The organism is Candidatus Ozemobacteraceae bacterium, assembly GCA_035373905.1.
Classification (GTDB): domain Bacteria; phylum Muiribacteriota; class Ozemobacteria; order Ozemobacterales; family Ozemobacteraceae; genus MWAR01.
On sequence record DAOSOK010000002.1, the window covers coordinates 111053 to 137424 of the forward strand.

Sequence of the window (26372 nt, forward strand, 5' to 3'; positions counted from 1 at the left end):
GCCCTTGGGATTATTGTCAGATTAGAATTTCGTTCGGGCAACCGAAAGAACGATGTCATCGCCGGTATAATTGGTCAACGTTGCAGAGGTGTAGTTGTCGAAGGTCTGGTCCGGGCCTGCCGCATGCAGCCAGATGGCCTTGTTGTAATGGAAATATCTGATCCGTGTTCCCCAGGAGTCATACATAAAATCAAGGGGCTCGGAGTCCATGTATGGCCCCTTCCACTTTTGATTGGAATACTTGGAGATATTGAAAACAAAGCCTCCGATGTTATTGATTACGCCTGTTCCGTAGGAACCACAGGTCAGGATGTTATTATCGATGCTGTCACCGAACAGATTGGCGTCTGAATTGTAAAGAACCGCACAAGACACCTGTGCGGCATCGCCCCAGAAAGGATACCGACCTACATCGCCGTTATAGGCGAGGATTGCACTCTTCAGGCTGGAGAGTTTGGATTTTGTCGCAGAGGCACGTCCCTGGTCGGTGATGCTGGTAATCATCGGGCCGGCGACAGATGCCAGAACGGCAATGACGATGATGACGACCATGATTTCCATGAGTGTAAAGCCGCTTCTATTGGCTACTGGTCTAGATTTGGGCCATGCCATAGGCGCCCTCCCTTTAAGGACGTTTCAGATTCACTCGCTTACAACATGAGCAATATAGGGAACGATAAACAGGGTGTCAAGGGAATTCACACCCGGAAACTATTTTGTCGCAGGCAGAACTGGGAAATCCCTCTGTGATACTATCGGGTCATCCCGCATGGAAATCCACACAAATTTACACCTTCACCAGGGACAATATGCTCAAAAAAACACATATCATCATAGCAACCTGCATTCTGATACCAGTGTTGTCCTGGCTTTTCGCTCAAACGTCTGAACTGTCAGGTGACGGCAGAATTCCATTTTTCGATCCCGACGTTCTTCTGTATGTCCGGTGGCTGGAGCAGTCGATTCTCTCCGGGAAAACAATTTCCTTCGATTCCTACTCGTGTTTTCCGACCGGCTATGAGATCCGCGTTCCACCCCTCCTGATGGGCCTGATGACCCAGACGATCCTTGCTGTTCATGCGCTGGTACCCGGTGCGGGGGCATTCCAGCCCGAGTGGCTGGCCGGAATCCTTCCGCCTCTGGCATATGCGTTTCTGATCTTCATCGCCTTTGGCATTGCGAAATGGAAAACCGGAGGGCTTCTCGTTCCGATTTTTGTGATCGTGGGGGCTTTCCCGGGCATCGCCGCTTCTCATTGCTTCGATGCACTCCGGCTTGATCACCATTTTCTGGAGGCCTTTTTTCTCTGGATGTTCATTTTTTCGGGATGGTTGTTCATCGATACAGGGAAAGAATTCCTCATCATTCTCGGAGGGCTGATGGGAGGGGGACTTCTTCTTTCGTCGTTGAGCGCCCCTCTCTACTTCCTTATCATCTGCCTCATCACGGGTATCTTCTGGGCTGGAGCCTGGTCGCATGCTGACCGGACGGTCGAATTCGGGAAGTCTGCAATGCTCATCGCCGGAGGAATGGGGATCATATATCTCATCTGGCATCCGCCGACGGGAAGCTGGAAACGTTTCAATGAGTTTCAATGGCTTCAGCCCCTGTGTCTCGTTGCCGGCGGATGTTTCCATGCATTGCTTCAGCGGCTGTCAGATTATTCCCGCGACAGACGGTTGTTCCTTGCAGTCATGGCCGTTTGCGGAATAGGAATTCTGTTCCAGGAAGGGGTGAAGGAAATTCCCTTCATGAGGGATGCATTCTCCCTGCTTTTCAACAAGAACAGGCTGATGGCGACCATAAGCGAACTCCAGCCGATTGGATCGCTTGGCGGGCCGGATGGCCAGATCCGCTATCAGCAGGCATGGTACGCCTGGTTCGGATGCGTCGTCCTGTTTCTTCCCCTGGTCTTTCGGAACACCTTCGGTCTTTGGTCCGGTGGTGGGCGTTTCGGATTCATATCCCTGATGAGCATTCTCGTTCTCGGATCTGCGCAACGCAGGTGGCTCCGGCTTTTGGGGCCAGGCCAGGCGTTACTGGCCGGCTCGATTCTCGCCGAACTTTTCAGAACCCTTTCCAGGAAAAAGAACGGAGAGAATGAGCCCTGTCCGCCAGATCCGCTGGCGTTCGCGACCATGGCGATCGTCATCATGGTGCAGCTTGGGGTTTCATGGCATTCTTCCGCCCATTGGAATTTTCCGAGTGCCCATATCATCGAGGCTGCGGAATGGCTCGAGAGAAATTCTCCTCCCACATCGGGATATTCTGACGAGGGAAAGCCGGAATACGGTGTTCTCACGATGTGGGATCACGGAAATTCGATTGCCTACTATGCCCGACGCCCTGTGATTGCAAACAATATGCAGCTTGGGATCGTGAGGCTGGCCGATGTGTTCACGGCGGCAAGCGAGCGGGACGCTCTCGATGCGTGCAGAAAATATGGGATCAGGTATCTTTTCATGACCGACCTCTCCGGGCGTGCGCAGACGATCGATATCCTGAATGAATACAAGATGAACGCCGGGCGCGCGATTCGCGGGGAATACCTCGATCTGGGATGGCAGACCTCAGGTGTTTCCCGGAACATTGAGTATGATAAAACATTTTATTGCTGGGCATATGAAATGATGTCGTTCTTTTCGACGCCGGCCTTCAGGGAGGGAGCATCGAATTTTCGCCTGATCTTTGCCTCGAAAAACGATTGGACGAATCCGGTGCCCGCGGTCCTGATCTTCAAGGTCGTGGACGGGGCTCTGCTGAAGGGGCGGGCAGACCCGGGAAGCCACGTGACGGTTTCCCTCGATTGCAGGGTCTCCATGGCCCCGGTTCGGTACAGGAAAAGCGTACGCGCCGGTGATGACGGAGCCTACGAGGTTCGCGTGGCTTACCCCACGGGATATGCCGTCGGCAGGATAACGACTGGCAGTGACTATGACATCGTGGAGACGATCGGAAACAAAAAGGTGAATCGCAAGATACGGGTGTCGGAAGCTGATGTCGATGCCGGATCGGTGATGGATATTAAATAGTAGTTACGATAAAAGACAATCCAGCTCTTCTCGCGCGACCACGTCCCATGACCTGATGCCCGCGACTTGCGCGCTCGTCTTGCCGGCGGATGTCCGGAACGCCGTCGACGCGAGGGCGGCCGCAAGCGCCGCGGCAAGGTTCTCCGCCGATCCCGGTTCAACCAGGTTCAGGGCCGGTGACGGTCCCATTTCCCGGATTGCCGGAAGGTCGCTGGCCACGACCGGCAGGCCGGCCGCGAAAGCTTCGAGAATGGTGAGAGGGTGCCCTTCGCTGATGGATGGGTGAACCAGAATATCGTGGGAATGATAGAGGGTTGCCATCTCCTCGTGTGGAACATGGCCGCGGAACCGGACCCGGGACCCGAGCCCGAGTATGCCAGCCAGTTCGCGAAGCCGCTTCTCGTCAGGGCCGGAACCTGCGAACGTGCAGGTGAAGGGGGCACCACGGGTGTCATTCAGAATGTGCAGGGCGCGGAGAAGGTGCTCTCCGCCTTTTGCCGCGACCAGTCTTCCAGCGAAGAGCAGGCGGACCGGACCATCCTCCCGAGGGGCATCAGCCCTTCCGGGGGAAAGGGACTCCAGGTCGACCCCGTTGGGGATGAAATGAATGCGGGACGGAGGAGTGCACCGGCGAAGCCTTTCGAAATCGGTCCGGTTGGCACAGATCACGTGATGATACGCCCCGAGAGGCGGATGCGTCCATCGGGCCGCGAGAAAACCGGCAATGCCGGGGAGCAGGCCGTAAGACGCTTGCCAGGTGGCAAAACATGCAGGGTGGTTATGGATGATCGCGAGACGACGTGGTCCGCGGTAACGCCTGAGGGGCAGGATGAACGAAGGCGGAAAGGGCGACCAGTCTTCCCGGACGGCGTCGAACCGCTCTGCGCCCAGAAGATTGCGGATGGTTCCCATGAGCATCAGGCACGACCAGGCCAGGACAACGTGAGACGTCGGTTCGAACCGCTTCAGCACGAAGTCCGGTAACGTCGGCACGCTGATGACTCGAACGTTGTCCCGCAGTTCCGATACACGTTCCTGTACAGACGTTTTTGCGCCGATCCAGATGACTGCATACCCCATCCGGACGAGGCGTCTTGCGACTTCCCAGCTTCTGATCTCGGCGCCGCCGGGGTGAAGAGGCGATGCCTTGTTGATGAACAGGAACTTCTGACGGGCCATTCAATCCCCATGTCCCGGGAGGGTGAGGGCAAAATTCGTGCTTTTTCCACCGTTCTCATACCATGCATAGTCGAGAGACCGTATCAGTCGTACAAGCTCGTCGTGGTCTGGAATCCCTGGACGAACGTAGTAACAATGGGTGTCTTGCGGAGACATGCCGAAGACGCCGGCAGGGGTGAACTGGTACTGCTTCGCGTATTCATACAAGACGAGCGTCTGATGACCCCATGGCGAGCGGAGGAGTCCTGGATCGACAGGGTGAAACGGAGAGAAATATCCATGCCACACGAGAAGATCGGGCTTGTTCCTGTCGAGATACTCCTTCGTGACGAGCCCGTGATGGGCGATCCACTGGTCATTGAGCCCCCATGTGTCTATGGCCCGCCATTTTGAATACAGAGGGAGCAGGCCCGCTTCGGTCGTGGCCATCGTATACTTCCGGTCTGCAAAACGATGAAGCATGATGGCGATGTCGTATCGCCCGTCTTTTGCATATGTGACGGTTGTCGAATGAATGACCTGCCGACGGAGGATCATACCCGCGAACAGAAGTGCGACGATGATGAGAGCTGTTCGTTCGAGTCCCGTCAGCTCGGACAGGGTGGGGAGATGAAGGTCTTCCCGCAGCGTGCTGACGAGGGGAAACCATGAGAGCACGCCAAGAACAAGGACCGGATACTGGAATCTGGCTCCGAAATTCATTTCATCCGACAGCATGACCCACATGACGATCGAGCCGACGATGGGGATGAGGAATGCCAGCCCTTTCAGGAAAAGCTCCTTCTTTCGGAAGGTCAGGAGAAAGGCCGGAATGAAGGGATACAGGAAGACGTAGCTGTTCCTGAATGAAATCTCGAGGACGGGATAATGGAGAAATCCGCCGCCTTTTTTGTAAAAGGGATTGGGAAGGGGATACCCGAAGTAGTTCCACCTCCAGAGAAAATAGGCTCCCCCGAGAGCAAGGAAGATCGAGCAGAATGTGGACGCAAGACGCCGATACTCGGCCCATGGCATGAGGAGGCCGAGAGCGATCATGATATATATCGAAATGAATACTCCTTCCGGCCTGATGAGACCGGTCATCAGACAGACGATGGAAAAGAGGATGAAATCACGGGTTGTCCCGGTAGAAACGAGCAGACGCTGTGCCAGAAGCCAAGCCAGGCAGATGGAAAATGCGAAGAATGGCGTTCCGAAGTAGGCCGCCGCGAAAAAAAGCCCGGGTCCGACCGTGAAATAGATTGCGCTCAGCAGTGCGGGGATCATTCCGGCCCCCTGGATCCGCCTCATGCCGATGTAGATGAGCACCGTCGTTCCGAAATGCGCCAGCAGAGTCAGGAGCCTGACGGCGCATTCCAGGGAACATCCGATGCCGTGCACTGCGGCAACCGCCAGCAGGAACAGGAAGTCCGTCGCCCCGTCGACGGGAGGTTCGCCTACGTTCCATACGATCCCTTTTCCCGCAGCGAGATGCTCCGCGTATCGCATGAGGATCGCGGCGTCTTCGAATGGTGGGATACTGAAATCGACGAACCGCCATGCGAAAAAGCCGGTCAATATGACGAGCGATATCAATGCGACGGCGTCAGTGGTGATTCTGTTCATGGCTGCTGGCCGGAAGCCGCACATCAGGGATTTCTTCCGGTTCCCGGGGCTTGCTTGCGATGGTGAGTCGCGAGATGGAGAGAATGCTCCTGGGCAAGAACCTGGATGGCCCTTGTCAGCGCGGCATGGCGGAGGGAGCTCTGGAGGGCGAGGAGCATCAGAAACAGCTGGCCGAAGAAGAAGATGGTCGAGGTCGGAGCGACGATGCCGAGGAGGGAACTGATGCGCTTCAGCAGCCTGTAATGGAGTCCCAGGACGAAGGTGATAATGCCGACAAGGAGCCACAGCCAGGAATCGTCTTCCCGAAACCTGCGGCGCCGGACGAGGTCGAGGGTGAGATACAGGATGCTGCAGCTCAGGGTGACGACCCAGGCTTTCTGCCGGGGCGGGAGACGGGTTTCTTCGAACTGGTCAGACATCATGCCCTCCGAGGTGGCGAAGAAGTGTCATCACGATGGACATGAGCATTTTCGCCGTATAGCGGACCGGATGAAACCAGCCGCTGTGCATGCTCTGTCCCGGAAGCGCCCTGTGCATCATCACATCCACTTCGCGAATCCGAATTCCCGCGAGATGGAGCATGATGAAAACATCCGCGTCAGGGTAATCCATGGGAAATCCGTCGCGGACGAGCAGTTCCAGAACCCGGCGATTCAGTGCCTTGAATCCCGACGTGGGATCCTTCAGTGGAACACCGGTGAGACACCGGCAGATCGATGCGAAAAACCGTCTGCCGACATCTCGGACGAACGGGGAGTCGTAAGGGCACCCTTTGTGGAATCTGTTGCCGACGACGAAATCGGCCTGCGCTTGCTGGATGGGGGCGATCAACTTCGGAATCGAGCCGGCGTCGTGCTGCCCGTCCGCGTCCATCTGCACGAGAACGTCGTATCCCTGGCGAAGGGCATATTTGAACCCTGTCTGCAGTGCGCCGCCGTAGCCAAGATTTATCGGTAATGATATACAATGTACGCCGGCTTTTTCCGCAATGGAAACCGTCGCATCGGTCGACCCGTCGCTCACGACGACAACATCTGCGCCGCCGGGCAGGGTATCTGCAAGGGATCTCAGCGTTGCCGGAAGCCTGTGCTCCTCGTTGAACGCCGGAATGCATATCAGGACACGCCGCAAAGGCGCCGGACCAGCGCGTTCAAGAGATTCGCGCGGGGGGTGGGGTCGCGATTTGTGCCGTCCGGGCGGCGGACGTCGTGTCGGGAAGCCTGAGGGGGGCTGGACAGGGATCATTTCATCTGCTGGACGATCGAGAAGAGGGGCATGAAGACCGACAGGGCGATGCCGCCGATGACGATGCCCATGAAGACGGTGAGGATCGGGGTGAGGGCGCTGGTGAGTCCTTCGAGCGCCTCGGAGGTCTCCTGGTCGTAAAAGTCGGCGACCTTCTCGAGCATCTTGTCGAGATTGCCGGAGTTCTCGCCGACCTCCATCATCTTCTGGACCATCGAGGGAAAAATCTTGCTGCCCTTGACGCTCGATGCGAGCCCCTTGCCCTGTTGTACGGAAATGGCCATCTGGCCGACGATCTCCTCGAGCACCTTGTTGCCCATGACCGAGCCGGTGATGCGAAGCGCATCGAGGATCGGAACGCCGGAACCGAGAAGGGAACAAAGCGTGCGGGCGAACCGGCTGATCGCGATTTTTTTCGAAATCGGCCCGAGGATCGGGGCGGAGATGACGAATCTCGCCAGAAGCGACTCCCCGAGCTCCGTCTTGAAAAAGGTGTAAAGGCCGAAGGCGACGCCCGCGAGAACGCCGATCACGAGGACATACTGCTCACGGAGGGTGTCCGACGCCCAGATCAGGAACTTCGTGATGGGCGGAAGCTCGGCTTTCATCTTCTTGAACATCTTCGTGAAGTTCGGGAAGATCTTCACGAGCAGGAAGACGACGCAGCCGATGGCGAGAACGAACTGGACGACCGGAAGGGTGAGGGCCGACTTGACCTTGCCCCTGATCTTGGAATCGGCTTCGGAAAAGGCCGCCAGCCGCATGAGCACCTTGTCGAGAATACCGCCGGCCTCGCCGGCCTCGATCATATTGCAGTAGATATTGTTGAAAACTTTCGGATGTTTGCGGAGCGCCCCAGAGAACGGCTGGCCGGAGCGGAGATCCTTGCCGACCTTGTCGAGGACGTCTTTGAAATAGGGATTCTCGGCCTGGTCGTACATGATGCCAACCGAGTCGACCAGAGGGATGGCCGAACCGACGAGCGTCGACAGCTGGACGGTGAAGACCATCAACTCCTTGGCCGAAACGCTGCCGCCGAAGGAGAGGTTGAAGCTGCCGCCTTCCTTCGCGGCGGTCGCCTTGATCAGGTAGAAACCCTTGTCGGACAGCATCGAGGCGAGTTTCGCCATGCTCTCCGCTTCTATCTGTGTTTTGAGAACTTCGCCCTTCGCGTTCTTGACTTCACAGTCGAACTTCGGCATCCGGTCACCCCCGCATCACCGACATATTACCGGTCCGCCGCCCCGTATGCAAATTCCCGGAAGATCTCTGTGAAATCGCTGTGTTGTGGTATGCGTTTTTCACTTTTATTGATTCCTGCAGAATGAAAGCCCCCCGTTCGCCCTGAGCCTGTCGAAGGGCGAAATGAGGAAACATCTGCAAGTGGCTGTTCGTGCTTCGACAAGCTCAGCACGAACGGAGACACGAAGCTGGTTTTTGATATGCAGGACTCAATAAAATCAATCCGCAGATACCGCTGATGAAGCAGATGGCGCGGATGATTCCTGAAAAACGAGCGGTTCGGCTGTCGTTTCAGCTCTATTCTTTGCGGGAGAGGGCGAAGATTTCTTCGGGGGTGGTGAGGCCCTGCTGGAATTTCAGGGTGATGTCCTCGCGCAGGGTCTTCATGCCCCCGGCGATCGCGGCCTGCATCAGGTCGTCGGGACCGGCGTTCTGGATGATCAGGCGACGGATCTTCTCGCTTGTGTACATCACCTCGTGGACGCCGAGACGGCCCTTGTAGCCGGTGTTGCCGCATTTGTCGCAGCCCTTGCCTCTATAATACGTGGTATTTATCGCCTCGGGGGGGAGGCCGATCTCGTTGAGGACCTCCGGGGTGATGGTCGTGTCGGGATTCCGGCAGACCTTGCAGATGCGCTTCGCCAGACGCTGAGAGACGATACAGAGAAGCGCGGCCGAGACGAGGAACGGCTCGACGCCCATGTCGACGAGGCGGGTCGCGGTGCTGGGGGCGTCGTTGGTGTGGAGCGTCGCGAAAACGAGGTGACCGGTGAGGGCCGCTTCGATGGCGATCGTCGCCGTCTCCTTGTCGCGGATCTCGCCGAGCATGATGACATCTGGATCCTGTCGCAGGAACGCGCGCAGCACCGTCGCGAAGTCGAGGTTGATCTCCTGGCGTACCTGCACCTGGTTGATCAGCTTCAGTTTGTATTCGACGGGGTTTTCGACGGTGCAGATGTTCATGTCGACGCCCTTGATGGCGTTCAGGCACGCATACAGCGTCGTGGTTTTTCCCGAGCCCGTGGGGCCCGTGACGAGCACCATGCCGTTTGGGGCGCCGATGGCTTTCGTGAGCAGCTTGTAGTTGTCCGGGGTGAAGCCCATCTGGTCGAGGCTTACCTGGACGTTCGACTTGTCGAGAATCCGCAGGCAGACCTTCTCGCCGAACGCGACCGGAATCGTGTTGACGCGGAAATCGATCGGCTTGTCCATGATCGTCATCTGGATGCGGCCGTCCTGCGGGATGCGCCGCTCCGAGATGTCCATGCCCGAGAGGATCTTGAGGCGGGAGACGGCCGACGCCTGTGCTTCGGGCTGGAGGGTCATCGCGATCTGGAGGGTGCCGTCGATGCGGTAGCGGATGCGCAACTCCCCTTCGTCGGGCTCGATATGGATGTCGGAGGCGCCCTTCTGAACGGCCTGGGTGAGGATCAGATTGACCAGCTTGATGATCGGGGTTTCCTCGCTGGCCTTCTTCAGGTTGTCCATGTCGCCTTTCTTGTCGCCCTCGGGGCCGTCGGCGGTGATCTGGCTCAGGGCGTCGGCCATGGCGCCGGCGACGTACAGCTTGTCGAGCGTCTCGTTGATCTGGACTTCGGAGCAGATCGAGCGGACGACCTCGCAGTTGTTCTGGAACTGGATCTCGTCGATGATGAACACGTCGAGCGGGTCCGCCATCCCGATCATCAGACTCTTGCCGTCGAAGTTGATCGGCACGAGCATGTGCTTGCGCGCGATCTTCTCGGGCACCATTTTCAATATCTCAGGCTTTATTTCGACCTTGTTCAGGTCGACGAACGGCACCTTGAGCTGCTTTCCCAGCACCGGGAGGAGCTTCGCGTCGGTGAGATACCCCAGTTCGATCAGCACCTGGCCGAGGCGCTTCCCGCGCTTCTTCTGCTCGGCAAGGGCGATGTTCAGCTCCTTGTCCGTGATATGGCCGGCTTCGATCAACATCTCGCCGATTTTTTTCCGTTTGAACATTGCCTGGTTCCTCTATCCTGCTACGTTACGACGCATGAGCCTGAAATTCTTCGACTGGATCGGATGTTATTCGCAGATGACGCGGATAACGAATGTAAATTACTCGATATAACAAGAGCAGGAATCTGCGAAATCTGCAAATCATCATATCGGTGTCTCACGGGACGAAAAATCCTTCTTCAGCGGGCTGACTCCCAGTATTTGCGGCGGGCATCCATGTAGTGGGGGTTGAGCTTGATCGCCTGCTGGAACTCGTCCATGGCCTCATCCGTGCGTCCCTGCTTCTTCAGAACCATCCCGAGATGGTAATGCAGGTCGGCGTATTCGGGATGTTCCTTCAACAGGCGCTTGTACTCTCGTTCGGCGATGTCGAGTAGGCCGAGGTCGGTGAAGACGAGACCGAAATCGATGGTGACGCTGCTTTTGTCCAGCCGCCCGCCGAGATGATCCTCGACGACGCGTCGGTACTCGATCATCGCCTTGTTGAAGGCTCCCTGATCCTGGAGGATGCGGCCGACGTAGTAGCGCGCCGCCGCGTAGCGCGGATTGATGGCCAGAGCGTTCGAGAAGCTGGCCATCGCCTTGTCGAGGGAGCGGTTGTCGTAGAACAGGAGGCCGATGTTGAAGTGTGCGTCGGCGAAGCGGGGATTCAGCGTCAGCACCGACTCGTATGCCGCGATCGCCTGTTCCCTGTCGCCGATGCGCCGGTAGGCGTGGCCCATGTGGAGGTAGTAGACGGGGTTCTTGGGATGTATATTGACCGCTTTTACGAAGCAGAACGAGGCCTTGTCGTATTGCTCCTTGATGTAGAAAGCATTTCCGAGATGAAACAGCACCTCGTGGTGCTTGGGATGCACCCGCAGGAACTTGATGCAGGCGTCGACCAATTCGTCGATCAGGGCTGTGTTGTAGCTATCGACGGGGGCCACGTCAGCGCTGGGAAAGGACCGACTTGATGTCGCGGCCGAGCTTGGTGCGGGGCTCGACCAGCCGGAACGACGAGCGGTCGGTGCAGTACCGATGGAGAACCTCGAGGCCTTCGTAGGCGCGTTTCCCGAGCGAATCGAGCAGGCCTTCGAACAGCGGCGCGAGATGATGGATGCCCGGCTCGATCTGCTCCTCCTCGCGAAGGTGGAACCGCAGCTTGTAGACGATACCGTCGTCACGCCGGAAGATATCGACCTCGGGATCTTCGAGATGCTGGCTGCGCGAACCGAACCGCCGGACCGCGAAAAAGTGCTCGCGTTCGTAAGCCTCGTACAGGTCGACGCCCCAGATGTAGGGGTTCTTGAACACGCACATCGGAAAGATCGGCGACAGGAACCGCTTCATCGCGTCGACGACCTCGTAGTTGTACTGTTCGGCCGGAATCGTGATCGCGAGCTCGCCGCCGCGCAGTTCGAACATGCCGCCGAGCTCGAAATCGCCCCTGATGACCTCGATGCGCTCGGGTTTCTCGAGGTTCAGCAGAATCTTTCGGGTGCGGTCGTTGAACGTCGAAAACTCCTCGTCGGGCCGGTCGGAGCGGGTGATGCTCAGACGCTCGAGGGGCATGGCAAGGATCGTCTCGAGCACATTCGACAGAATCTCGCGGTCCTTGCGGCTGCTGAAAAAGACGTATTTCTCAAAAATGTCGCATGTCTCGTTCATGTGGCTGCCTTTTCCGATTTCACATACACCATCGTGATGTCGTCATCATGGGGAATGGTTTCCTTGAACCTGTTCATCTCGTTCATCACATGATACACCACCGACGCCGCTTTTCCTGCCGGCGCCGTGTCGAGGGCCGTCTTGAGCCGCTCGAGGCCGAACCGCTCGCCCTGCCGGTTGAGGAGGTCGAGCACGCCGTCGGTGTAGAGGAAGACGCCGTCGCCGGGAAGAAGGTCGACGGTGCGTTCCGAATAGGCGTTCTCCTCCTGCTCGAACAGGCCGAGCGGGATGCCCGCATCGAAGTCGATCTCCTCGACGAAACCTGTGCCGCTGCGCACCACGAGCGGCTTGCAATGGCCGGCGCTCGCGCAGGTCACGGTGCGCTTCTTCGGATCGAACACCGCGATGATCATCGTGGCGAACAGCGGCCCCATCTGCTCCTTGGCGAGCTGCTCCGAAAGGAACAGCAGGAACGGGCCCGGCCCGTCGAACTTGTCGGCCATGGCGCGAACCAGCGCCTGGATCTTCGACAGGAACAGGGCCGCGGGAAGCCCCTTCCCGGAAACGTCGGCGATCGTCGCGAGCAGGCGGTCGTTGGAAAGCGGGATCAGGTCGTAGTAATCGCCCGAGATCTCGTTGCAGGGAACGCAGGTGCCGTGAACGTCGAGGCCCTGCTGAATCGGCGACTGCTGCGGAAGCGTCGAGGTCTGCAGCGTCCGGGCGATGTCGACCTCGTGGATCAGACGATCCTGGCGTAGGTTCTCCTTGAACAGCCGGTGGTTCTCGATGCAGATGGCGATGTGCTTGTTGAACAGGGTCGCCATCACCTTCTCGTCGTCGGCGAGCGCGCGCCTTTCTGAGTTCGTGAAGACGACGAGACCGAGAATGCGGTTCCAGACCATGAGCGGGAGGATCGTCAAATCACGCGGCTCCTGGCGCCCCCGGAGAGGCAGGGAGAAGTTCTTCCAGTCATCCGAGTTCAGGCGCTCGATGTCGATTTCCTGCCGGATGATCTCGAGCATCTTGCGGGTGATCGGGTCGTCTTTCGAAATCAGCGGGAGAACCTCGCCGGTGCGCGGCTTCGTGCCGCACGCGAACTGAAGGGCTGACGCCTCGCGCGTGTAGATGAGGATCGTCATCGTGGGGAACAGCTCCTGACAGAGCTGGAGCGCCACGTGCAGCTGGCGGCCGAGCTCGGCCGCGTAGTTCATGTAGCCGAGCAGGTGCGAGATGCGCTCGAGATCGACGCACCGGTTGTGCAGGCGGGAAATGCTGCTTTTGTACCAGTCGATGAGGGCGTTCGACTGGAAGAACAGATCCGTCAGATCCGCCGGGGGGGTATCGGGAAGCGGCGAACCGTCGACGTGATCGGTCGACAGGTTCCTGATGGTGTTCCACCAGAAGCTGATGATGCCGAGCAGGAGAGACGTGAAGACGAGAAACCCGAGGCTCAGCAGGTTCTCCGCCGAATACCGTATATCAGCGGGAATACGATTCAGCGTGAGCGCGATGCCGCCCACGACCAGCAGAATGCCGGCCGTGAACAGAATGAACGGGTATCGTTTCAGGTAGGTGCGCATAGGACTTTCGTCCCGTCACTCTACACCCCCCGAACTCCCTGCGTCAACGCGCCCTGACTGCCATTCTCATTTCAAACTTCAAGCTTCAAACGTCTGACTTCCCCGAAGGGGTGCAAAACCATGTGAGCACCAGCTCGATCGGGGCGCCGACATACACGATCAGCAGAAGTTCCAATGCCTGAGAAACGTCTGGAGCGTTTTTGCACGCATCTTCAACGCGGCTGACGATCCGGAGCAGATCGGTGGATCTCTGCGAGCGCATCTGCGCCACAACGTCCTGGACGAGGTGGTTCAACGTGACGCTCAGATACAGGAACGTGAGCAGGAAAAGGCCGATCACGACCCAGCCGGCGAGCGAGCGTCCCATGGCCCGATGCCCCATGCCGGGGCAGACGAAAAGGCTGAGCAGGATCGCCTTGACCAGACTCCTGCCTGAAGGAGGCGTCGGTGTGGATGCCGGAGAAATGGCCGAAGCCGCGGTTCCATCGGGAACGGCGGCTTCTGGCTTGTCGTTTGAAGAGGCTGTCACGCGATCATGCGGCCCGATACTGCTCCCAGGTGCCGTCGAGCCTGCTGTCGAGCTTCTGCAGATGCTCCTGCAGCGCGTTGATGGCGGCGGGATCGCCGATTTTGGCAAGCGCTTCGCCCGCGGCCATGCTGACTTCTTCCTTCGGATCGGCGAGGGCGGCGATGAGGGCCTGGACGACGGCCGTGCCGCGCTTGTCGCCGAGCTGGATGCAGGAGATGCGGCGGACGCGCCAGTCGGGGTTCTTCAGGCCCCGGATGTACCGAAAGGTCTGATCGAGCGGCGTGACGGAAGCCAGGGTGGGAACGCGAGTCCTGTTCGCCGGCCGCGAGCCGGTCGAGGGCTGCGCCGTCCAGCGTTCCCAGGCGGCCGAGAAGACTTTCTCGAAAATGAACCATCCCGCGAAATAGACCATCGTCAGGAGCAGAATCTTGAATTCGAGTTCCAGCATGGCTGATGCCTCCGTCGATCGGATATTTTTCTCCGATATCTATCGGCATCGAACGACAAAAGCCGAAGAGGACGTTTCGTCCGACGGTTCAGAGCATGACGGGCCAGCGGGAGGTATCAGCGGGGAGCTTTCCTTCGAATACTGAAATCAGGCTCTCGATGTCCGGTGACCGGAAGCCGAAGGTCGCGAGGCCGGTCGTGGCTTCGGGAACGCAGTCGAGATCGTAGGGATTTCGCAGAGCCGCGAGAATCGTTCCCGGAGCTGCGGCCGCGAGACTCCGGAAGGCCTCTTTCTGACCGGGAAACAAATGGGCGTTGTAGGAGAGGATCAAGAGCTTCGCGGGCTGTTCCGCCGATTCGAGAGCCGCGCGGACCGGCGCCGCGATGGCGTCGGCGGCATCCTTCGGGTGATACAGGACGCAGCGGGCGTTTTTGAACGCTTTCTGAATCTGGTGCGCCGGACCGGCATCGGCGTGGTCCTCCTCGACCTGCACGAGCGAGGCGATGTGGGGGCATGCAACGACGAGGCGCGTGTCGGGAGCGAGCGGCAGATCGCCCGTCTGCACGCGAGACGCGAGAACGGCCTTGTCGTGGGCCTCGCGAACCAGCGCTTCGTGCGATTGCGCGAGATTGACCAGAGTAGCGGACGGCGTCGTGGCTGAGAGCTTCGCGCGGGCCCGGGCGATGCGCTCGAGGCTTTCGTCGAGCCTGCGGGCCGCCGCCGGCGATGATTCGACCTCGCGGAGAATGGTTTCGGCCGCGGCCTTCTGGCGTTCGAGATCGTGGCAGATGAGCAGAAGGTCGGCCCCGGCGAGGAAGGCGAGGCGGGAGGCTTCGGCCACGCCGTATGTCTCGGTGATCGCGCCCATCTCGAGGTCGTCCGTGATCAGCAACCCATCGAAGCCGAGTTCGCGTCGCAGGAGACCGGTGAGAACGTTCTCGGAAAGGGTCGCCGGCAGGTTGGGGGAGGGCTCGAACGCGGGGAAGAAGACGTGCGCCGTCATGACGGCGTCGATTCCCGCGTCGATGGCCGCTTTGAAGGGGGCGAGTTCGAACGACAGCAGGCGATCGCGGTCGTAGGGAATGACCGGAAGCGTGAGGTGGGAATCGACTTTCGCGTGGCCCTTTCCCGGAAAGTGCTTGGCGCATGCGAGCACGCCGCCATCGCGGAGGCCGTTCGCGAAGGGAATGCCGAATTTGATCACGGTTTCCGGGGTGTCGCCGAAGGAGCGTGCGCCGATGCCGGGGTTGCCCGCATGGTTGATATCGAGCACCGGGGCCAGGTTCCAGGTCAGACCGATCGACCGCATTTCGGCGCCCATGGCGGCCCCGATGCGCCGGGCGAGTTCCGGATCGCCGGTCGCCGAAAGGGCCATCGCGCCGGGGAAGAGGCTGCCGTGGCGGAGAATGCGCATCACGAGCCCGCCTTCCTGGTCGATGGAGGTGAACATGCGGACTCCCGATGCCGCCTCGAAGCGCTTCAGCACAGGAGCGAGCGCGAGCGGATCCTCGAGGTTGCGCGCGAAGACGATGAGTCCGCCGATGCCCCATTCCCCGACGAACCGGAGAACGTCTGCAGAAGGCTCGAGGCCCTGGTATCCGATGACGAACAGCTGTCCGATTTTCTGTCGCAACGTATTCATGCCGTGATGATAAATGCCGTCCCTGAAATTTCGCAAGGGGCTGATACCGGTAGATTGTGCCCTACCCGGCAGGATACGACCGTTCGCCCTGAGCCTGCCGAAGGGCGAGAGCATTCGTGCTTCGACAGCCTCGGCACGAACGGCATCGCGAATGCGAGCGATTGTCGTGTCTCTTGTGAGCTGGGAATAGAGCTTTCTCACAGGGGGGATATTGTGTGAGATTCCCTGCGTGATGTATGATGCGGGGCATATTCGCCAGGAGATTCTGCATGTATTGTTTCCGTTGCGGTCACGAACTTCAGCCCCGCTCCGCCGTCTGCCCCACTTGTGACACTCCGCAGAAGCGAAGACAGCGCCATCGCCAGCGGCTTCTGCTCGGGCTGTTCATCTTCCTCGCCGGCGCGTTCACCGGAAGTATATTTGATAGTATTGTATTCAGGGGCCGCTCGTGGGACCATTCTCTCATCGACCTTCTGACAGGGGGCGGCCGGCCGGCGAGCGAGCCGGCGCAGATCTCGCCCGGGCCGCAATGGGAGACGGTTTCCCCGCCTTCTTCCGAGCCGCAGATCCAGCCGGCCGGAAGCGGCAAGGGGACGGTGCCTCCCTCCGGCGTGGCGTTCAAGCCCGGCGAGCCCGGGGCGCCCTCGATGGCGCAGCTGCCGCCCCTCGAACGTACGCCCGGCGATGCGACCGCGGCTTCATCGCCCGCGCAGGCCGCCGCAAGCGGACCGGTCGCCGCTGGCTTCGACGAGGTTGCCGCCGTATCCGGCCCCGATGCCGTTGTCGCGACGGCAGCCGAGGCCGCCTCCGCAACGGGATCCGCCGTTGCCGCGAAGCCCGCCGAACTGCCGGATGCGGACCTCGCTCCGTCGGGGCTCGAGAAGCTCGAAACGGGGGCGGGGAACAACTACCACGGCCGTCTGGCCGCCGACGGGGACAGCCTGATCTTTTCCTCGAACCGCCCGACCGGCGGGGCAGACTCGAAATACCAGTGCTATTTCAGGTCGCTGAAGGCGAAGGGGGGGGCCGTCCGTCTCTTTCCCTGGCCCGGTAACGTCTGGACGCCCGAATCGACGCGTGACGGGAACCGGCTCGTCTTTTCGAGCGACAGCGAGAAGGCCGAGCAGGTGTTCGTTTTCGACCGGGTGACGCAGCAGCATCGGAATCTGACCGGCACAGGCGGCAAAAACATGATGCCGGCGCTTTCTCCCGACGGCGAGCGGGTCGTGTTCACCTCGAACCGCGCCGGTTCGAACGATATCTGGATGATCGGGATCGACGGAAAAGGCCTCACGCAACTGACGTCGGGCCCCGAGGACGACCGGGAACCCCGGTGGTGGCCCGACGGAAAGGCGATCGTGTTCACCCGGATCGTGCAGAAGATGAAAGTGTCGCATATCATGAAACTCGCCCTGGAGCCGCTCGGAAAGCCTGAAACCCTCGTCGGCGACCAGGCGCGCAGCTGGCTCCCCGACCCCTCGCCCGACGGTCGCTGGCTCGCGTATGTCCGGTCGAAGAGCACCGACGGCAGCGACAACGAGATTCGCGTCAGGCGGATCGACTCTGGAAAGGAGTTTCCGATCACCGCGTTCGGCGGGGCCGACGCCTTCCGGCCCGTCTGGACCAGCGACGGTTGCGGGATCGTCGCCCATGCCGACCGCGAAGGACGGAAAAGCCTGTATCTGGTCACCCTGAAGAAGACCCCCCGCCCTTGATCGACGGATCGCTGGGGGGAATCCTGCTCACCCTGCTTCCGGTCGCCGTCTTCGTCTGGCTGTTCCGGTCGGCTCTCGGCGATCCGGCGCTTCGCGAAGCCGCGGTCGCCGGCGGCGTGGCCGGCGCCCTCTCGATTTATCCTATAAAATATATTATATATCCTGTGCTTCAGATAGCTCTCGACGTAGATCTTCGCTCGGTGATAGCCGATTCCGACGATTTCTGGATGCGCTTCTGCGTCGCGGTCATCCTGGTCGGCTGCCTCGAGGAGTCCGCCAAGCTCGGAGCGGCGCTGGCGGGTGCCGGCTGGATGGGCTCCCTGCGCCGCTCGACCGCCGTTTTCCTCGCCGCTCTCGCCGCCGGTCTCGGCTTCGCGGCGATGGAAAGCCTGGACTATCTTTCCCTCTTCGGAACCGACGTCCTGTTCGCCAGGGTCCCCCTCAGCACGACTGGGCATGTGCTGTTTTCCGGCATTGCCGGCTGGGCCGCGGCGGTGGCGCTCTGCCGACAGCAGGGAGACGGCGAACGGGCGGTGACGTGGCGCGGATACGGTCTGTTCCTGGCAGGCCTGATGAGCGCGGCGGTCCTTCACGGCGGATTCAACATGATCGCGATGCGTTTCACGGCGTCGACCACCGTTCCGATGCTCGCCGTCATGCTTGCGTTCGGCATCTCCCTGCTTCGCCAGGGATGGATGCGCGTTCTCGTTCTCGACAGGGCTGAAAGCGGAAGCGAAGCGCCCTGTTCCGCCTGCGGAGCGTTTCCGCTCGATTCCCGCGGCCGATTCTGCGCCCGCTGCGGCGCCAGGAGATCCATCAGATGAGCCCTACCCATGCGACAAAACCCGACAAACCAGGCATCATCGCCATCGCCGTCCAGCTTCCGGAACAGTCCGACGCGGAAATCGAGGACTCTCTCGCCGAGCTGTCCGAGCTCGTGAAGACGGCGGGGGGAGTCGTCGTCGGCTCCGTCGTTCAGAAGCGGCAGCGGTATGACCGCTCGAGCTACCTGGGAACCGGGAAAATGAAGGAGGTCGCCGAACTCATCGAAACGACCGGCGCCGTCCAGGTCGTGGCGGATGACGAGTTGACATCGCTCCAGGTGCGCCGTCTCGAAGAGGGCATCGGCTGCGAGGTCCTGGATCGAACCGGTATAATATTGAATATATTTTCTGATCACGCCTCGACGCGCGAGGGGAAACTCCAGGTCGAACTGGCTGCCGTGCAATACTCACTTCTCCGGCTGGCGGGCGGATACAGGGGAATGTCGAGACAGCGCGGCGGCATCGGTCTGAAAGGCCCCGGCGAGACCAAGATCGAGACGGACCGGCGCGTTCTGAAGATGCGCCTCAAACGGCTGAACGACGAACTCGACAAGGTCGTGCAGGACCGCGATCTCCAGCGTCGCAAACGCACCGACCGGTATGCCCCGCTGTTCGCGCTGGTCGGCTACACGAACGCCGGAAAATCGACCCTCCTGAACGCCCTGAGCGGTTCGGCCGTCCGGGTGTGCGACGGGCTGTTTACGACCCTCGATCCGACGGCGCGCCGCGTCGAGCTGGCCGGCGGCCTCCGGGGCATCCTCTCCGACACGGTCGGCTTCATCAGAAAACTTCCGCACGGGCTCGTGCAGGCGTTCCGCGCCACGCTCGAGAGCGTCCGGCACTCGCAGGTCCTGATTCACGTCTGCGACGTATCGAACGTCCAGGCCCGCGAGCACCTGGCCGCCGTGGAACGAGTGCTGCAGGAGATGGAACTCGAGGACCCCGATCGGATCATCGTTTTCAACAAGATCGATCGCGGCGTTCCCCACAACCGCGAGGCCCTTTCCGCGATGTTCCCCGATGCCATCTTCCTGTCGGCCCGGACTGGTGAAAACCTGGATGAACTCAGGAGGGTGATGGAGGAAAAATTATGCGCGTCGTTCGAAACGGTCGAGCTCACGGTACCTTCGGACGCGCCGGTGCTGAAGGACATCAGGCTCCTGGGGCGCATTCTCAGCGAAGAATGGATGGAAGGGGCTGTTCAGCTGCGGGCGGATCTTCCCAAGACGTTTCTTTCGCGGGTTGCCGCGTTCAGGACGGGAGTCACTCGTTGATGACGCCGTCGTAGACGGGATCGAGCTTGTAGTCCGTCCAGCCGGCCTGGTACTCGTACCCCCACGTCGCGATCGACTGGTGCTCCTTCATCGGATCTTTCGGAAAATCCAGGAGATACCCTTTGCCGAGCGTTGTCGTCGCGAGAATGCCGACTTCGGCGGTGTACGGGTATCGTCCTTTGTCGGTGCGATACTCCATCAGAGCCTTTCGGAGCGCCTTGAGGTTCGTCTTCATGACGGCGACTTCGCTCTGGGCGACGTAATCGGAATAAAACGGCATCGCCAGGCCGACGAGCGCCGCCATGACGCCGACGACGATGAGAAGTTCCACGAGCGAAAAACCGGAGCGCTTACGGCGCCCGATTTCCATGACGGCAGGGGCCAAGGAGTATTGCCTGTGCATGAGATGATTCCTCCACGTGTCACCAGTCTTTGTAAAGGGTATCGTCGAACCCGATCCTCCAGCCGCCGATGAACGTCGGATCTGCCGGGAAACGGACGTCGAACACGCGCGAGTTGGTCAGCTGGTGCTCGATGCTGGCGACGTTCGTCACCCAGATGCTGGCGGCCGGTGAGGTGGCAATGAATCGCAGATCCCAGCGAAACATATCGTCATTTGGCGTGAACGGATTCTGGGTCTGACCGAGCGTGAGAAACGGCCCTTCGGTCGCCCGGGAACGTGTTTCGGCCTCCGGGATGACGTCCAGGAGCGTTCTGATGGATTTCGGCGGCAGGTTGTCCATGCGGGCGTTCCTGTATCTGTCTATCGCGAGGCGCATGTCGTACAGGCGGTCGCGAAGCATGCGTTCCCGTGTCTTCATGTCGAACAGCTCGACCGTCGGAAGGGCCATCAGGGCGAGCACCGAGATGACCGAAACGACGATGATCATCTCGATCAGCGACAGGCCCCGACGGGCGGCGATCGCGCCTCTGGAAGGAGCATGAAGAGCAATTCGGGCGGCTTTGAGCATGCGACTACTATATCCGATACGTGGGGGAATTTTCCAGCTCGACGATGAAGCGGGCAGGGGGCGATCGGCTCTGCGATACCCGGATGCTGCTTCGATTCTGTCAGTCACGAGCGACACCGTTGCGACTGCCGTGTGGTAAAGTATTTTGTGACCGGTCGAATGAAAAACGTGCCAGCATCGAGCGGCCTGGGAGGTATCGAATGATACGAAACGGCGTGGCGGAAAACGGGGAGAAGATGAGAGCGCCCTGCTGCAACGGAGTGGTGTTATTCCTCGCTCTTCTGCTGTTCCAGATATATTTAGGAACGTATACTATAGCGGTGGCCGGCGAATGGGAGGCGTTCGAGATCAACGCCCAGTATCGCGGGTCGGTGAAACAGGCTTCCGAACGGCTCGGTTGCGCGATCGGGTATTTCCAGGGACTCGGCGACGGCCAGAACCAGGTGATCTTTCACGCCTGCGTCCAGGACCCCGAAAAGGCCCGAACCTACTACGCGTTCAGAGTGAATGAAACCGGACGCCGGGCCGATGCTGTGCTCAACAGGACGTCCGAGATCTACGCCCGGTTCGAGGGATTCGAGCCATCGCACCAGGAAGCCGCCAAGGATTTCCTTCTGCTCCTGTCGGAACTCCGGCGGTCGGATTTCGAGCCGAAGCCGGAGGACTCGATCGAGATCAACCGGGTCAGGATGCGCCTTTCCAGCACCACGAAGGAACGGGGAAAGAGGCGGGAAGTGACGGTCACGCGGCCGGGCAAACCTCCCGTCGAGGGGAAGTTTTTTTTCCTGCGCTCCATGCCGAACGCTCCGTGGGGTCTCGAAAAATTTCGCCTCAAGCGAGGGAAAGTCTCGGTTTCGTTCGTCGTTCAGCGTCTCGATGCGATACGCGCGACATACGGCGTGAAATCGCCGTTCGATGCATGGGTCTTCGCACGATGATCGGCGACTTCCCGGCGTCACCGCCATGAGGCCGGTCGGACTCCTTTTCGCGGTTGCGAGCGGCCTCGGAGCTTTCCTGACGTTTCTGATCCAACCGATGGCCGGGAAAGCCCTTCTTCCCGCATTCGGAGGCGCTCCCGCCGTCTGGGCCGTCTGCCTCGCCTTCTTTCAGACGGCGCTTCTCGCCGGATACGGATACGCTCATCTGGGAGTTGTAGGCGTCGGCCCGCAGAAGGTTGCTCCGGTGCATCTCCTCCTGCTGCTCGGAGTCATGCCCCTGCTTCCTCTCGATATCTCCCGCCTGCAGGCGGCCGTCGACCCGGGGGGATTTCCGGGACGGCCGGAATGGGCCCTGCTGTTCCGCCTGCTCGGGACGCTGGGATTGCCGTGCGTCCTCCTGGCGGCGACGGCTCCTCTCCTTCAAAACTGGTTCCTCGTCGCCCGCGGCGACAGCCGCGCGGACCCGTATCAGTTGTATAGTGCAAGCAATATTGGTAGTTTCGCGGCGCTGCTCGCCTATCCCTTCGTCGTCGAACCCTCCAGCCCGCTCGCTCTCCAGGCCCGCTGGTGGAGTGTCGGATTTGCCGCATTCATCCTGTCCGTCTTCGCCTGCATGCTCGTCATGGCGGCGGTGCCGCCCGACTTTCGCGCGAAATGCGTCGGCGTCGACGAATCTCCGGGCCCGGAAGCGACGGACGCCTGCCCGGGATGGATGTGGTTTGTCTGGAGCGCCATTCCGGCAAGCCTCCTCGCGGGCATGACGACGCATATCACGACGGATGTCGCGCCTCTGCCGCTGTTCTGGGTCGTTCCTCTGGCCGCGTATCTGTTGTCGTTCGTCATCGTTTTCGCGCCGGGCGTTCGGCCCGCATCATGGATTGTTCTCACCGGCATGCCGGTCACATTCGCCGTTCTTCTGCCTGTGTTTTTGCACGGCGGGGCGACCTCGATCCCGGTCCAGCTCATGGTGCATCTTGCCGCGTTCTTCACGACATGCCTGGTATTTCACGGCATGCTGGCCTCCACCCGCCCGCCTCCCGGCCGCCTCACGTCGTTCTATCTGACCCTCGCCGCAGGAGGCGCTACCGGCGGCCTGTTCAACGGCATCGCCGCCCCGTGCCTGTTTTCCGACATCATCGAGTATCCCGCGATGCTCGTCGCCGCCGCCCTGCTCTTTCCTGCGTCCCGGCTTCGTTCGGAAGAACGCACGTTTTCGCGCGCCGTAACCGTCTGCGTCGGGCTGATGATCGTATATGCAATCCTCTATAAAATAGGCGCATTCGGGGCGGCGCCTTCGGCGGGTCGCCTGTTCATGCCCATCGCGAGCGGTTTCGCCATGACGGCGATGGCGTTGTGGCAGCCGTCGTTCTGGGGCGCCGTCTTCGCCGTCAGCCTCATCGGCGGAGCGGGACCAGCGTTCCACGACCAGACGGTGGTCCTGCGGGCCCGAAGTTTCTACGGCGCGTTCCAGGTGGTCGAGACCGGCGGCGGCAGATACCATCTCCTCCAGCACGGGAACATCCATCACGGCGGGCAACGGCGGGAGGCCGGCAGACGGAACGTGCCGATGTTCTACTATTCCCGCGAGAGCCCGGTCGGCAGAGTGTTCCGGGAGATGTCCATCGGAAGACGTGCCAAGCGGGTCGCCGTGGTCGGCCTGGGAACCGGCGGAATCGCCGCCTACGGGCGGCCCTGGCAGAGGTTCGTCTTCTACGAGATCGATCCGCTTATCATCCGGATCGCCAACGATCCCGAATTGTTCAGTTTCCTGCAGGATACCGCCGCGAAAACGCGTATCGTCGCCGGCGATGCGAGAGTGAATCTGGAAAAAGCCCCGGATGGGGCATACGATCTGATCATTCTCGACGCCTACTCCTCCGATGCGATACCGATGCATCTGCTGACGCGCGAGGCGATAGGTCTGTATATGAGAAAACTGTCGCCGTCCGGTCTTCTCCTTTTCCATATTTCAAATCGATATCTCGATCTCGAGCCGGTTCTCGGTGCCATTGCCGCAAGCCTTCGCCTGGTTTCGATGACGGCCCTCTACGACCCCGGTGACAATGAGGCCCTGCATTACGAATCGGATGTGCGCTACGTCTTCGGCTCGAAATGGATGCTGATCGCATCGCAACGGGAGCATTTCGGCCAACTGGCGCGTGACTCCGCCTGGAGACCGACGAAGGCAGGACCTCCCGGGGTCGCCTGGAGCGATGCATTCTCGAGCATCTGGCAGGCATACCGCACGCCGTGAACGAAATACTTTGACAGGCTCCTTCGGCGCGGGTAATAATGGCGCCGGCCGATTCCCCAAAAGGGGATTCGGAGGAGAGGTGTATGTCTTTTAATATGTCTCTGCAAGCATGCATGGGAGGGTTTCGGCGCTCGGAATACCGGCGGTTCTGGCGCACAGCAGCCCTCGTCGGCGCGTTCGCCGCCGGAACGGCGTTCCTGACTCCCGCCCTGGCTCAGGATGTCCCGGAAGAAGCCGCCGAAGAGGCTCAGGATGCCACAACTGTCATCGAGAACGGATTCTACGACGCCTTGGCGCGTGGCCAGGCTTCGGAAGCCGAGTCGATTCTGACCGGTACCATGAACGACAAGACGTCGACGGTGCTCGTCAACGTCCCTCAACTCATGCTTGCCCTCGCAAACCACCTGTGCGAGAGCGGCGATCTCGAAGCCGCCCGCCCCTGGTACGAACGTCTCGAGAAAGAATTCGGCGGGCAGATCGCCGATGAAGATGGCCAGAAAACCTTCCGCGACCTGATCCAGGGAAAGCTCGAGTGGATCCGGGGAGGCGGGAAACGGCCTTGGGCGCGACCGAGCGCAGTCGAGCTCGCCCGGGAAATCATGGCGGCGGTCGCCGCGAGCGGAACGACCCGGCTCGATACGCTGCTCGCCGTGCCCGATATCTACGTCGGGTGGTGGCAGAGCGAGCTCGAGCCGACCGCTCGCGAAGATCTGATCGCGTTCCTGGCGAAGCATCGGGAAGCCGGGATTTCCTGGTCGAACGAAGCTGAAATCGCCTCGCTCAGTGAAAAGGCGGACGAGAAGGTGCTGTATGCGAACACCCACGGTTGGAGCGAGATGGAAGGCGGATTCAGGAACGTCCAATTCGCCATCCACCGCGTTCCTGGCGGCTGGGAATGGCGCGGCATCGTCCTCGGAGAAGCGGGCGGCGAACCCTGATCAGAACTGGAGATTGTCCTCCCGCGTCCAGCCCTCTTTTTTGCCGTTGTTGTAGGAAATGCGGAACCACATGTATTTCCCGGCCTGCTGGGCGGCGAGGATCTTCACGGTGAGCCCCTTCGGAGCTTTTCCAACCAGCTGAGACTTCACGTCGGGGCTGCTCCGGATCTTCGCGAGCGGGTCGGCTATGATCGTTCCCTCTTCGGGAAGCTTGCCGCCGGCCACGTATCCCTTCACCGTTTCGGCCGGAGCCGCCGGCTTTGCGACGGCGGTGCTGACCGTCATCGCGATGGTTTGCGCTTTCTTCGCCGCCGCCTGGATCCGGGCGGCGGTCATGCTTGCAACGGCGGAAGCAGTCACACTCGCAACGCTCTGGTCGCCGATCAGTTTCCCGTTATGATCGACCATCGTCGAAAGAACTTCCTGTGGGCCTATCAGCAGCAGATCGTCGCGGGTCCAGCCGATCTTCTTGTTGAAATCCCATTTGATTTTCGTCCACCCATCGCTGCGCTCGAGAACGAACCCCTTCGTTCCCTGGTTGACCCGCATCATTTCTTTTGCCTGTGTCGAAGCGGATTCACGAACCTTCACGCCGTTCGTCAGCGCGTATGCGACCTCGTTTCCGTGAAGAGATTTCCCGGGATCCGTTGCCGCAGTCGAGCTGCCGGAAGAGAGAGCGGGCGAGGGGGATGCCGGCGCAACGCCGGCGGTCTGTGTGATTGCTGAAGGCGCCGACGGCCGGAATTCCGGGGACGTTCCTCCCGTCGCTGGAACAGAAACGGCGGGTGCGGGCGCCGCTGCGACGGGTGTATTCGGCGACGGCCCGGCCGATGCGGCAGGAGTCTGGCTTTTCTCTTCCAGCATCCGAAACATCTGCTTGCCCGCAAAAATGCCCAGGGCGATGACGGAAGCGATGATCACGAGAACGGAGATAATCTTAATAATTTTCACAATAAAAATCCCCCCAGAAATTGATCTCGATTCTAGTACCGAGACCGGGGGGTGTCAAGACCCTGCGGGATATTGTAAAGGGTTTCGGTCGGATGATTCCTCAACCTCCGCTGGGAGGGGCGGAAGAAGAGGACGGGAGAACGGAGTCGGCCACCCGCTGAAAATTTCCGAGATAATTATCGCGAATGAGCTGTCCGACGAGGGAAAGCACCACAAGCAAAGCTATCGCCACCAGGCTGATGACGAGGGTATACTCGACGAGTCCTTGGCCGGAGCGGCGGTTGAGCCTTTTCAGACAGTATCTGTTCATAAGTGATCCCCCTTCATGAAAACAGCAAACATTATGCCAGTTCACTTTCCATGACCTCGGAT

25 protein-coding genes are annotated in these 26372 nt (G+C 60.1%); 7 read left to right on the plus strand and 18 right to left on the minus strand.

Annotated elements, in window-relative coordinates; all coding sequences use genetic code 11:
- Positions 1–21: 21 nt before the first annotated feature.
- Positions 22–612, minus strand: a complete 591-nt coding sequence (locus tag PLU72_01360) for a prepilin-type N-terminal cleavage/methylation domain-containing protein (GenBank protein HOT26802.1) — start codon at positions 610–612, stop codon at positions 22–24.
- 281 nt (positions 613–893) lie between these two features.
- Complete coding sequence (locus PLU72_01365; GenBank protein ID HOT26803.1) at positions 894–1637, minus strand: hypothetical protein; 744 nt, start codon at positions 1635–1637, stop codon at positions 894–896.
- Between the two features lie 114 nt (positions 1638–1751).
- On the opposite strand from PLU72_01365, the gene PLU72_01370 reads away from it, so the two are divergent.
- Positions 1752–3032, plus strand: a complete 1281-nt coding sequence (locus PLU72_01370) for a hypothetical protein (protein HOT26804.1) — start codon at positions 1752–1754, stop codon at positions 3030–3032.
- Between the two features lie 3 nt (positions 3033–3035).
- On the opposite strand, the gene PLU72_01375 is transcribed toward PLU72_01370, so the two are convergent.
- From PLU72_01375 to PLU72_01430, 12 genes are all read right to left on the minus strand, one after another.
- On the minus strand, positions 3036–4211 hold the full coding sequence (locus PLU72_01375; protein ID HOT26805.1) for a glycosyltransferase family 4 protein: 1176 nt from the start codon (positions 4209–4211) through the stop codon (positions 3036–3038).
- Positions 4212–5816, minus strand: a complete 1605-nt coding sequence (locus PLU72_01380) for a hypothetical protein (GenBank protein ID HOT26806.1) — start codon at positions 5814–5816, stop codon at positions 4212–4214.
- 23 nt (positions 5817–5839) lie between these two features.
- Positions 5840–6235 (minus strand): DUF2304 domain-containing protein, encoded by a 396-nt coding sequence (locus tag PLU72_01385; GenBank protein HOT26807.1) that lies wholly within the window; start codon positions 6233–6235, stop codon positions 5840–5842.
- Positions 6228–7061 carry a glycosyltransferase family 2 protein gene (locus PLU72_01390; protein HOT26808.1) on the minus strand — a complete coding sequence of 278 codons (834 nt, stop codon included), beginning with the start codon at positions 7059–7061 and terminating at the stop codon, positions 6228–6230. The genes PLU72_01385 and PLU72_01390 overlap by 8 nt, the downstream gene beginning before the upstream one ends.
- Positions 7058–8263, minus strand: a complete 1206-nt coding sequence (locus PLU72_01395; protein ID HOT26809.1) for a type II secretion system F family protein — start codon at positions 8261–8263, stop codon at positions 7058–7060. The genes PLU72_01390 and PLU72_01395 overlap by 4 nt, the downstream gene beginning before the upstream one ends.
- Positions 8264–8600: 337 nt before the next feature.
- Complete coding sequence (locus PLU72_01400; protein HOT26810.1) at positions 8601–10286, minus strand: ATPase, T2SS/T4P/T4SS family; 1686 nt, start codon at positions 10284–10286, stop codon at positions 8601–8603.
- Positions 10287–10465: 179 nt separating this feature from the next.
- Positions 10466–11215, minus strand: coding sequence for a tetratricopeptide repeat protein (locus PLU72_01405; protein ID HOT26811.1), 750 nt, complete (start codon positions 11213–11215; stop codon positions 10466–10468).
- A gap of 1 nt (position 11216) precedes the next feature.
- Positions 11217–11936 carry a hypothetical protein gene (locus PLU72_01410; GenBank protein ID HOT26812.1) on the minus strand — a complete coding sequence of 240 codons (720 nt, stop codon included), beginning with the start codon at positions 11934–11936 and terminating at the stop codon, positions 11217–11219.
- On the minus strand, positions 11933–13516 hold the full coding sequence (locus PLU72_01415; protein ID HOT26813.1) for a PP2C family protein-serine/threonine phosphatase: 1584 nt from the start codon (positions 13514–13516) through the stop codon (positions 11933–11935). The genes PLU72_01410 and PLU72_01415 overlap by 4 nt, the downstream gene beginning before the upstream one ends.
- An 85-nt stretch (positions 13517–13601) precedes the next feature.
- Positions 13602–14045: a hypothetical protein gene (locus PLU72_01420; protein HOT26814.1), complete on the minus strand. Its 444-nt coding sequence runs from the start codon at positions 14043–14045 to the stop codon at positions 13602–13604.
- 4 nt (positions 14046–14049) lie between these two features.
- Complete coding sequence (locus PLU72_01425; protein HOT26815.1) at positions 14050–14493, minus strand: HEAT repeat domain-containing protein; 444 nt, start codon at positions 14491–14493, stop codon at positions 14050–14052.
- Between the two features lie 88 nt (positions 14494–14581).
- On the minus strand, positions 14582–16135 hold the full coding sequence (locus PLU72_01430; protein ID HOT26816.1) for a glycoside hydrolase family 3 N-terminal domain-containing protein: 1554 nt from the start codon (positions 16133–16135) through the stop codon (positions 14582–14584).
- Between the two features lie 269 nt (positions 16136–16404).
- Between PLU72_01430 and PLU72_01435 the strand changes: the two genes are divergently transcribed.
- The 3 genes from PLU72_01435 to hflX are packed head-to-tail and all read left to right on the plus strand — an operon-like array spanning position 16405 to position 19948.
- Positions 16405–17850, plus strand: coding sequence for a hypothetical protein (locus PLU72_01435; GenBank protein ID HOT26817.1), 1446 nt, complete (start codon positions 16405–16407; stop codon positions 17848–17850).
- Positions 17847–18674 (plus strand): PrsW family glutamic-type intramembrane protease, encoded by an 828-nt coding sequence (locus PLU72_01440; GenBank protein ID HOT26818.1) that lies wholly within the window; start codon positions 17847–17849, stop codon positions 18672–18674. The genes PLU72_01435 and PLU72_01440 overlap by 4 nt, the downstream gene beginning before the upstream one ends.
- Positions 18671–19948 carry a GTPase HflX gene (gene hflX, locus PLU72_01445; protein HOT26819.1) on the plus strand — a complete coding sequence of 426 codons (1278 nt, stop codon included), beginning with the start codon at positions 18671–18673 and terminating at the stop codon, positions 19946–19948. Before PLU72_01440 ends, hflX begins: the two co-directional genes overlap by 4 nt.
- Here the strand turns inward: hflX and PLU72_01450 are convergent.
- Together PLU72_01450 and PLU72_01455 are read right to left on the minus strand one after the other, a co-directional pair.
- Positions 19938–20351: a type II secretion system protein gene (locus PLU72_01450; GenBank protein HOT26820.1), complete on the minus strand. Its 414-nt coding sequence runs from the start codon at positions 20349–20351 to the stop codon at positions 19938–19940. The genes hflX and PLU72_01450 overlap by 11 nt on opposite strands.
- A gap of 19 nt (positions 20352–20370) precedes the next feature.
- Positions 20371–20919 carry a type II secretion system protein gene (locus PLU72_01455; protein ID HOT26821.1) on the minus strand — a complete coding sequence of 183 codons (549 nt, stop codon included), beginning with the start codon at positions 20917–20919 and terminating at the stop codon, positions 20371–20373.
- Between the two features lie 200 nt (positions 20920–21119).
- On the opposite strand from PLU72_01455, the gene PLU72_01460 reads away from it, so the two are divergent.
- The 3 genes from PLU72_01460 to PLU72_01470 all read left to right on the plus strand — a co-directional run bounded on the left by PLU72_01460 (position 21120) and on the right by PLU72_01470 (position 25049).
- Positions 21120–21857, plus strand: coding sequence for a hypothetical protein (locus PLU72_01460; GenBank protein HOT26822.1), 738 nt, complete (start codon positions 21120–21122; stop codon positions 21855–21857).
- Positions 21858–21882: 25 nt separating this feature from the next.
- Positions 21883–24111 carry a fused MFS/spermidine synthase gene (locus PLU72_01465; GenBank protein ID HOT26823.1) on the plus strand — a complete coding sequence of 743 codons (2229 nt, stop codon included), beginning with the start codon at positions 21883–21885 and terminating at the stop codon, positions 24109–24111.
- An 83-nt stretch (positions 24112–24194) separates the two neighbouring features.
- A complete protein-coding gene (locus PLU72_01470; protein ID HOT26824.1) occupies positions 24195–25049 on the plus strand; it encodes a hypothetical protein in 855 nt (284 codons plus the stop codon).
- Here PLU72_01470 and PLU72_01475 read toward each other — a convergent pair whose 3' ends face one another.
- Together PLU72_01475 and PLU72_01480 are read right to left on the minus strand one after the other, a co-directional pair.
- Positions 25050–26000, minus strand: coding sequence for an SH3 domain-containing protein (locus tag PLU72_01475; protein HOT26825.1), 951 nt, complete (start codon positions 25998–26000; stop codon positions 25050–25052).
- Between the two features lie 100 nt (positions 26001–26100).
- Positions 26101–26310 (minus strand): hypothetical protein, encoded by a 210-nt coding sequence (locus tag PLU72_01480; protein HOT26826.1) that lies wholly within the window; start codon positions 26308–26310, stop codon positions 26101–26103.
- Positions 26311–26372: the final 62 nt, after the last annotated feature.

Coding starts and splice junctions, on each gene's coding strand:
- PLU72_01430 (HOT26816.1), bottom strand. CDS start 16,135: ATGAATACGTTGCGACAGAAAATCGGACAGCTGTTCGTCATCGGATAC.
- PLU72_01360 (HOT26802.1), bottom strand. CDS start 612: ATGGCATGGCCCAAATCTAGACCAGTAGCCAATAGAAGCGGCTTTACA.
- PLU72_01480 (HOT26826.1), bottom strand. CDS start 26,310: ATGAACAGATACTGTCTGAAAAGGCTCAACCGCCGCTCCGGCCAAGGA.
- PLU72_01460 (HOT26822.1), top strand. CDS start 21,120: ATGATACGAAACGGCGTGGCGGAAAACGGGGAGAAGATGAGAGCGCCC.
- PLU72_01435 (HOT26817.1), top strand. CDS start 16,405: ATGTATTGTTTCCGTTGCGGTCACGAACTTCAGCCCCGCTCCGCCGTC.
- PLU72_01410 (HOT26812.1), bottom strand. CDS start 11,936: ATGAACGAGACATGCGACATTTTTGAGAAATACGTCTTTTTCAGCAGC.
- hflX (HOT26819.1), top strand. CDS start 18,671: ATGAGCCCTACCCATGCGACAAAACCCGACAAACCAGGCATCATCGCC.
- PLU72_01415 (HOT26813.1), bottom strand. CDS start 13,516: ATGCGCACCTACCTGAAACGATACCCGTTCATTCTGTTCACGGCCGGC.
- PLU72_01380 (HOT26806.1), bottom strand. CDS start 5,816: ATGAACAGAATCACCACTGACGCCGTCGCATTGATATCGCTCGTCATA.
- PLU72_01400 (HOT26810.1), bottom strand. CDS start 10,286: ATGTTCAAACGGAAAAAAATCGGCGAGATGTTGATCGAAGCCGGCCAT.
- PLU72_01370 (HOT26804.1), top strand. CDS start 1,752: ATGAGGGATGCATTCTCCCTGCTTTTCAACAAGAACAGGCTGATGGCG.
- PLU72_01455 (HOT26821.1), bottom strand. CDS start 20,919: ATGCTCAAAGCCGCCCGAATTGCTCTTCATGCTCCTTCCAGAGGCGCG.
- PLU72_01385 (HOT26807.1), bottom strand. CDS start 6,235: ATGTCTGACCAGTTCGAAGAAACCCGTCTCCCGCCCCGGCAGAAAGCC.
- PLU72_01390 (HOT26808.1), bottom strand. CDS start 7,061: ATGATCCCTGTCCAGCCCCCCTCAGGCTTCCCGACACGACGTCCGCCG.
- PLU72_01365 (HOT26803.1), bottom strand. CDS start 1,637: ATGGAAACATCCGCCGGCAACGAGACACAGGGGCTGAAGCCATTGAAA.
- PLU72_01395 (HOT26809.1), bottom strand. CDS start 8,263: ATGCCGAAGTTCGACTGTGAAGTCAAGAACGCGAAGGGCGAAGTTCTC.
- PLU72_01450 (HOT26820.1), bottom strand. CDS start 20,351: ATGCACAGGCAATACTCCTTGGCCCCTGCCGTCATGGAAATCGGGCGC.
- PLU72_01425 (HOT26815.1), bottom strand. CDS start 14,493: ATGCTGGAACTCGAATTCAAGATTCTGCTCCTGACGATGGTCTATTTC.
- PLU72_01375 (HOT26805.1), bottom strand. CDS start 4,211: ATGGCCCGTCAGAAGTTCCTGTTCATCAACAAGGCATCGCCTCTTCAC.
- PLU72_01465 (HOT26823.1), top strand. CDS start 21,883: ATGAGGCCGGTCGGACTCCTTTTCGCGGTTGCGAGCGGCCTCGGAGCT.
- PLU72_01470 (HOT26824.1), top strand. CDS start 24,195: ATGTCTTTTAATATGTCTCTGCAAGCATGCATGGGAGGGTTTCGGCGC.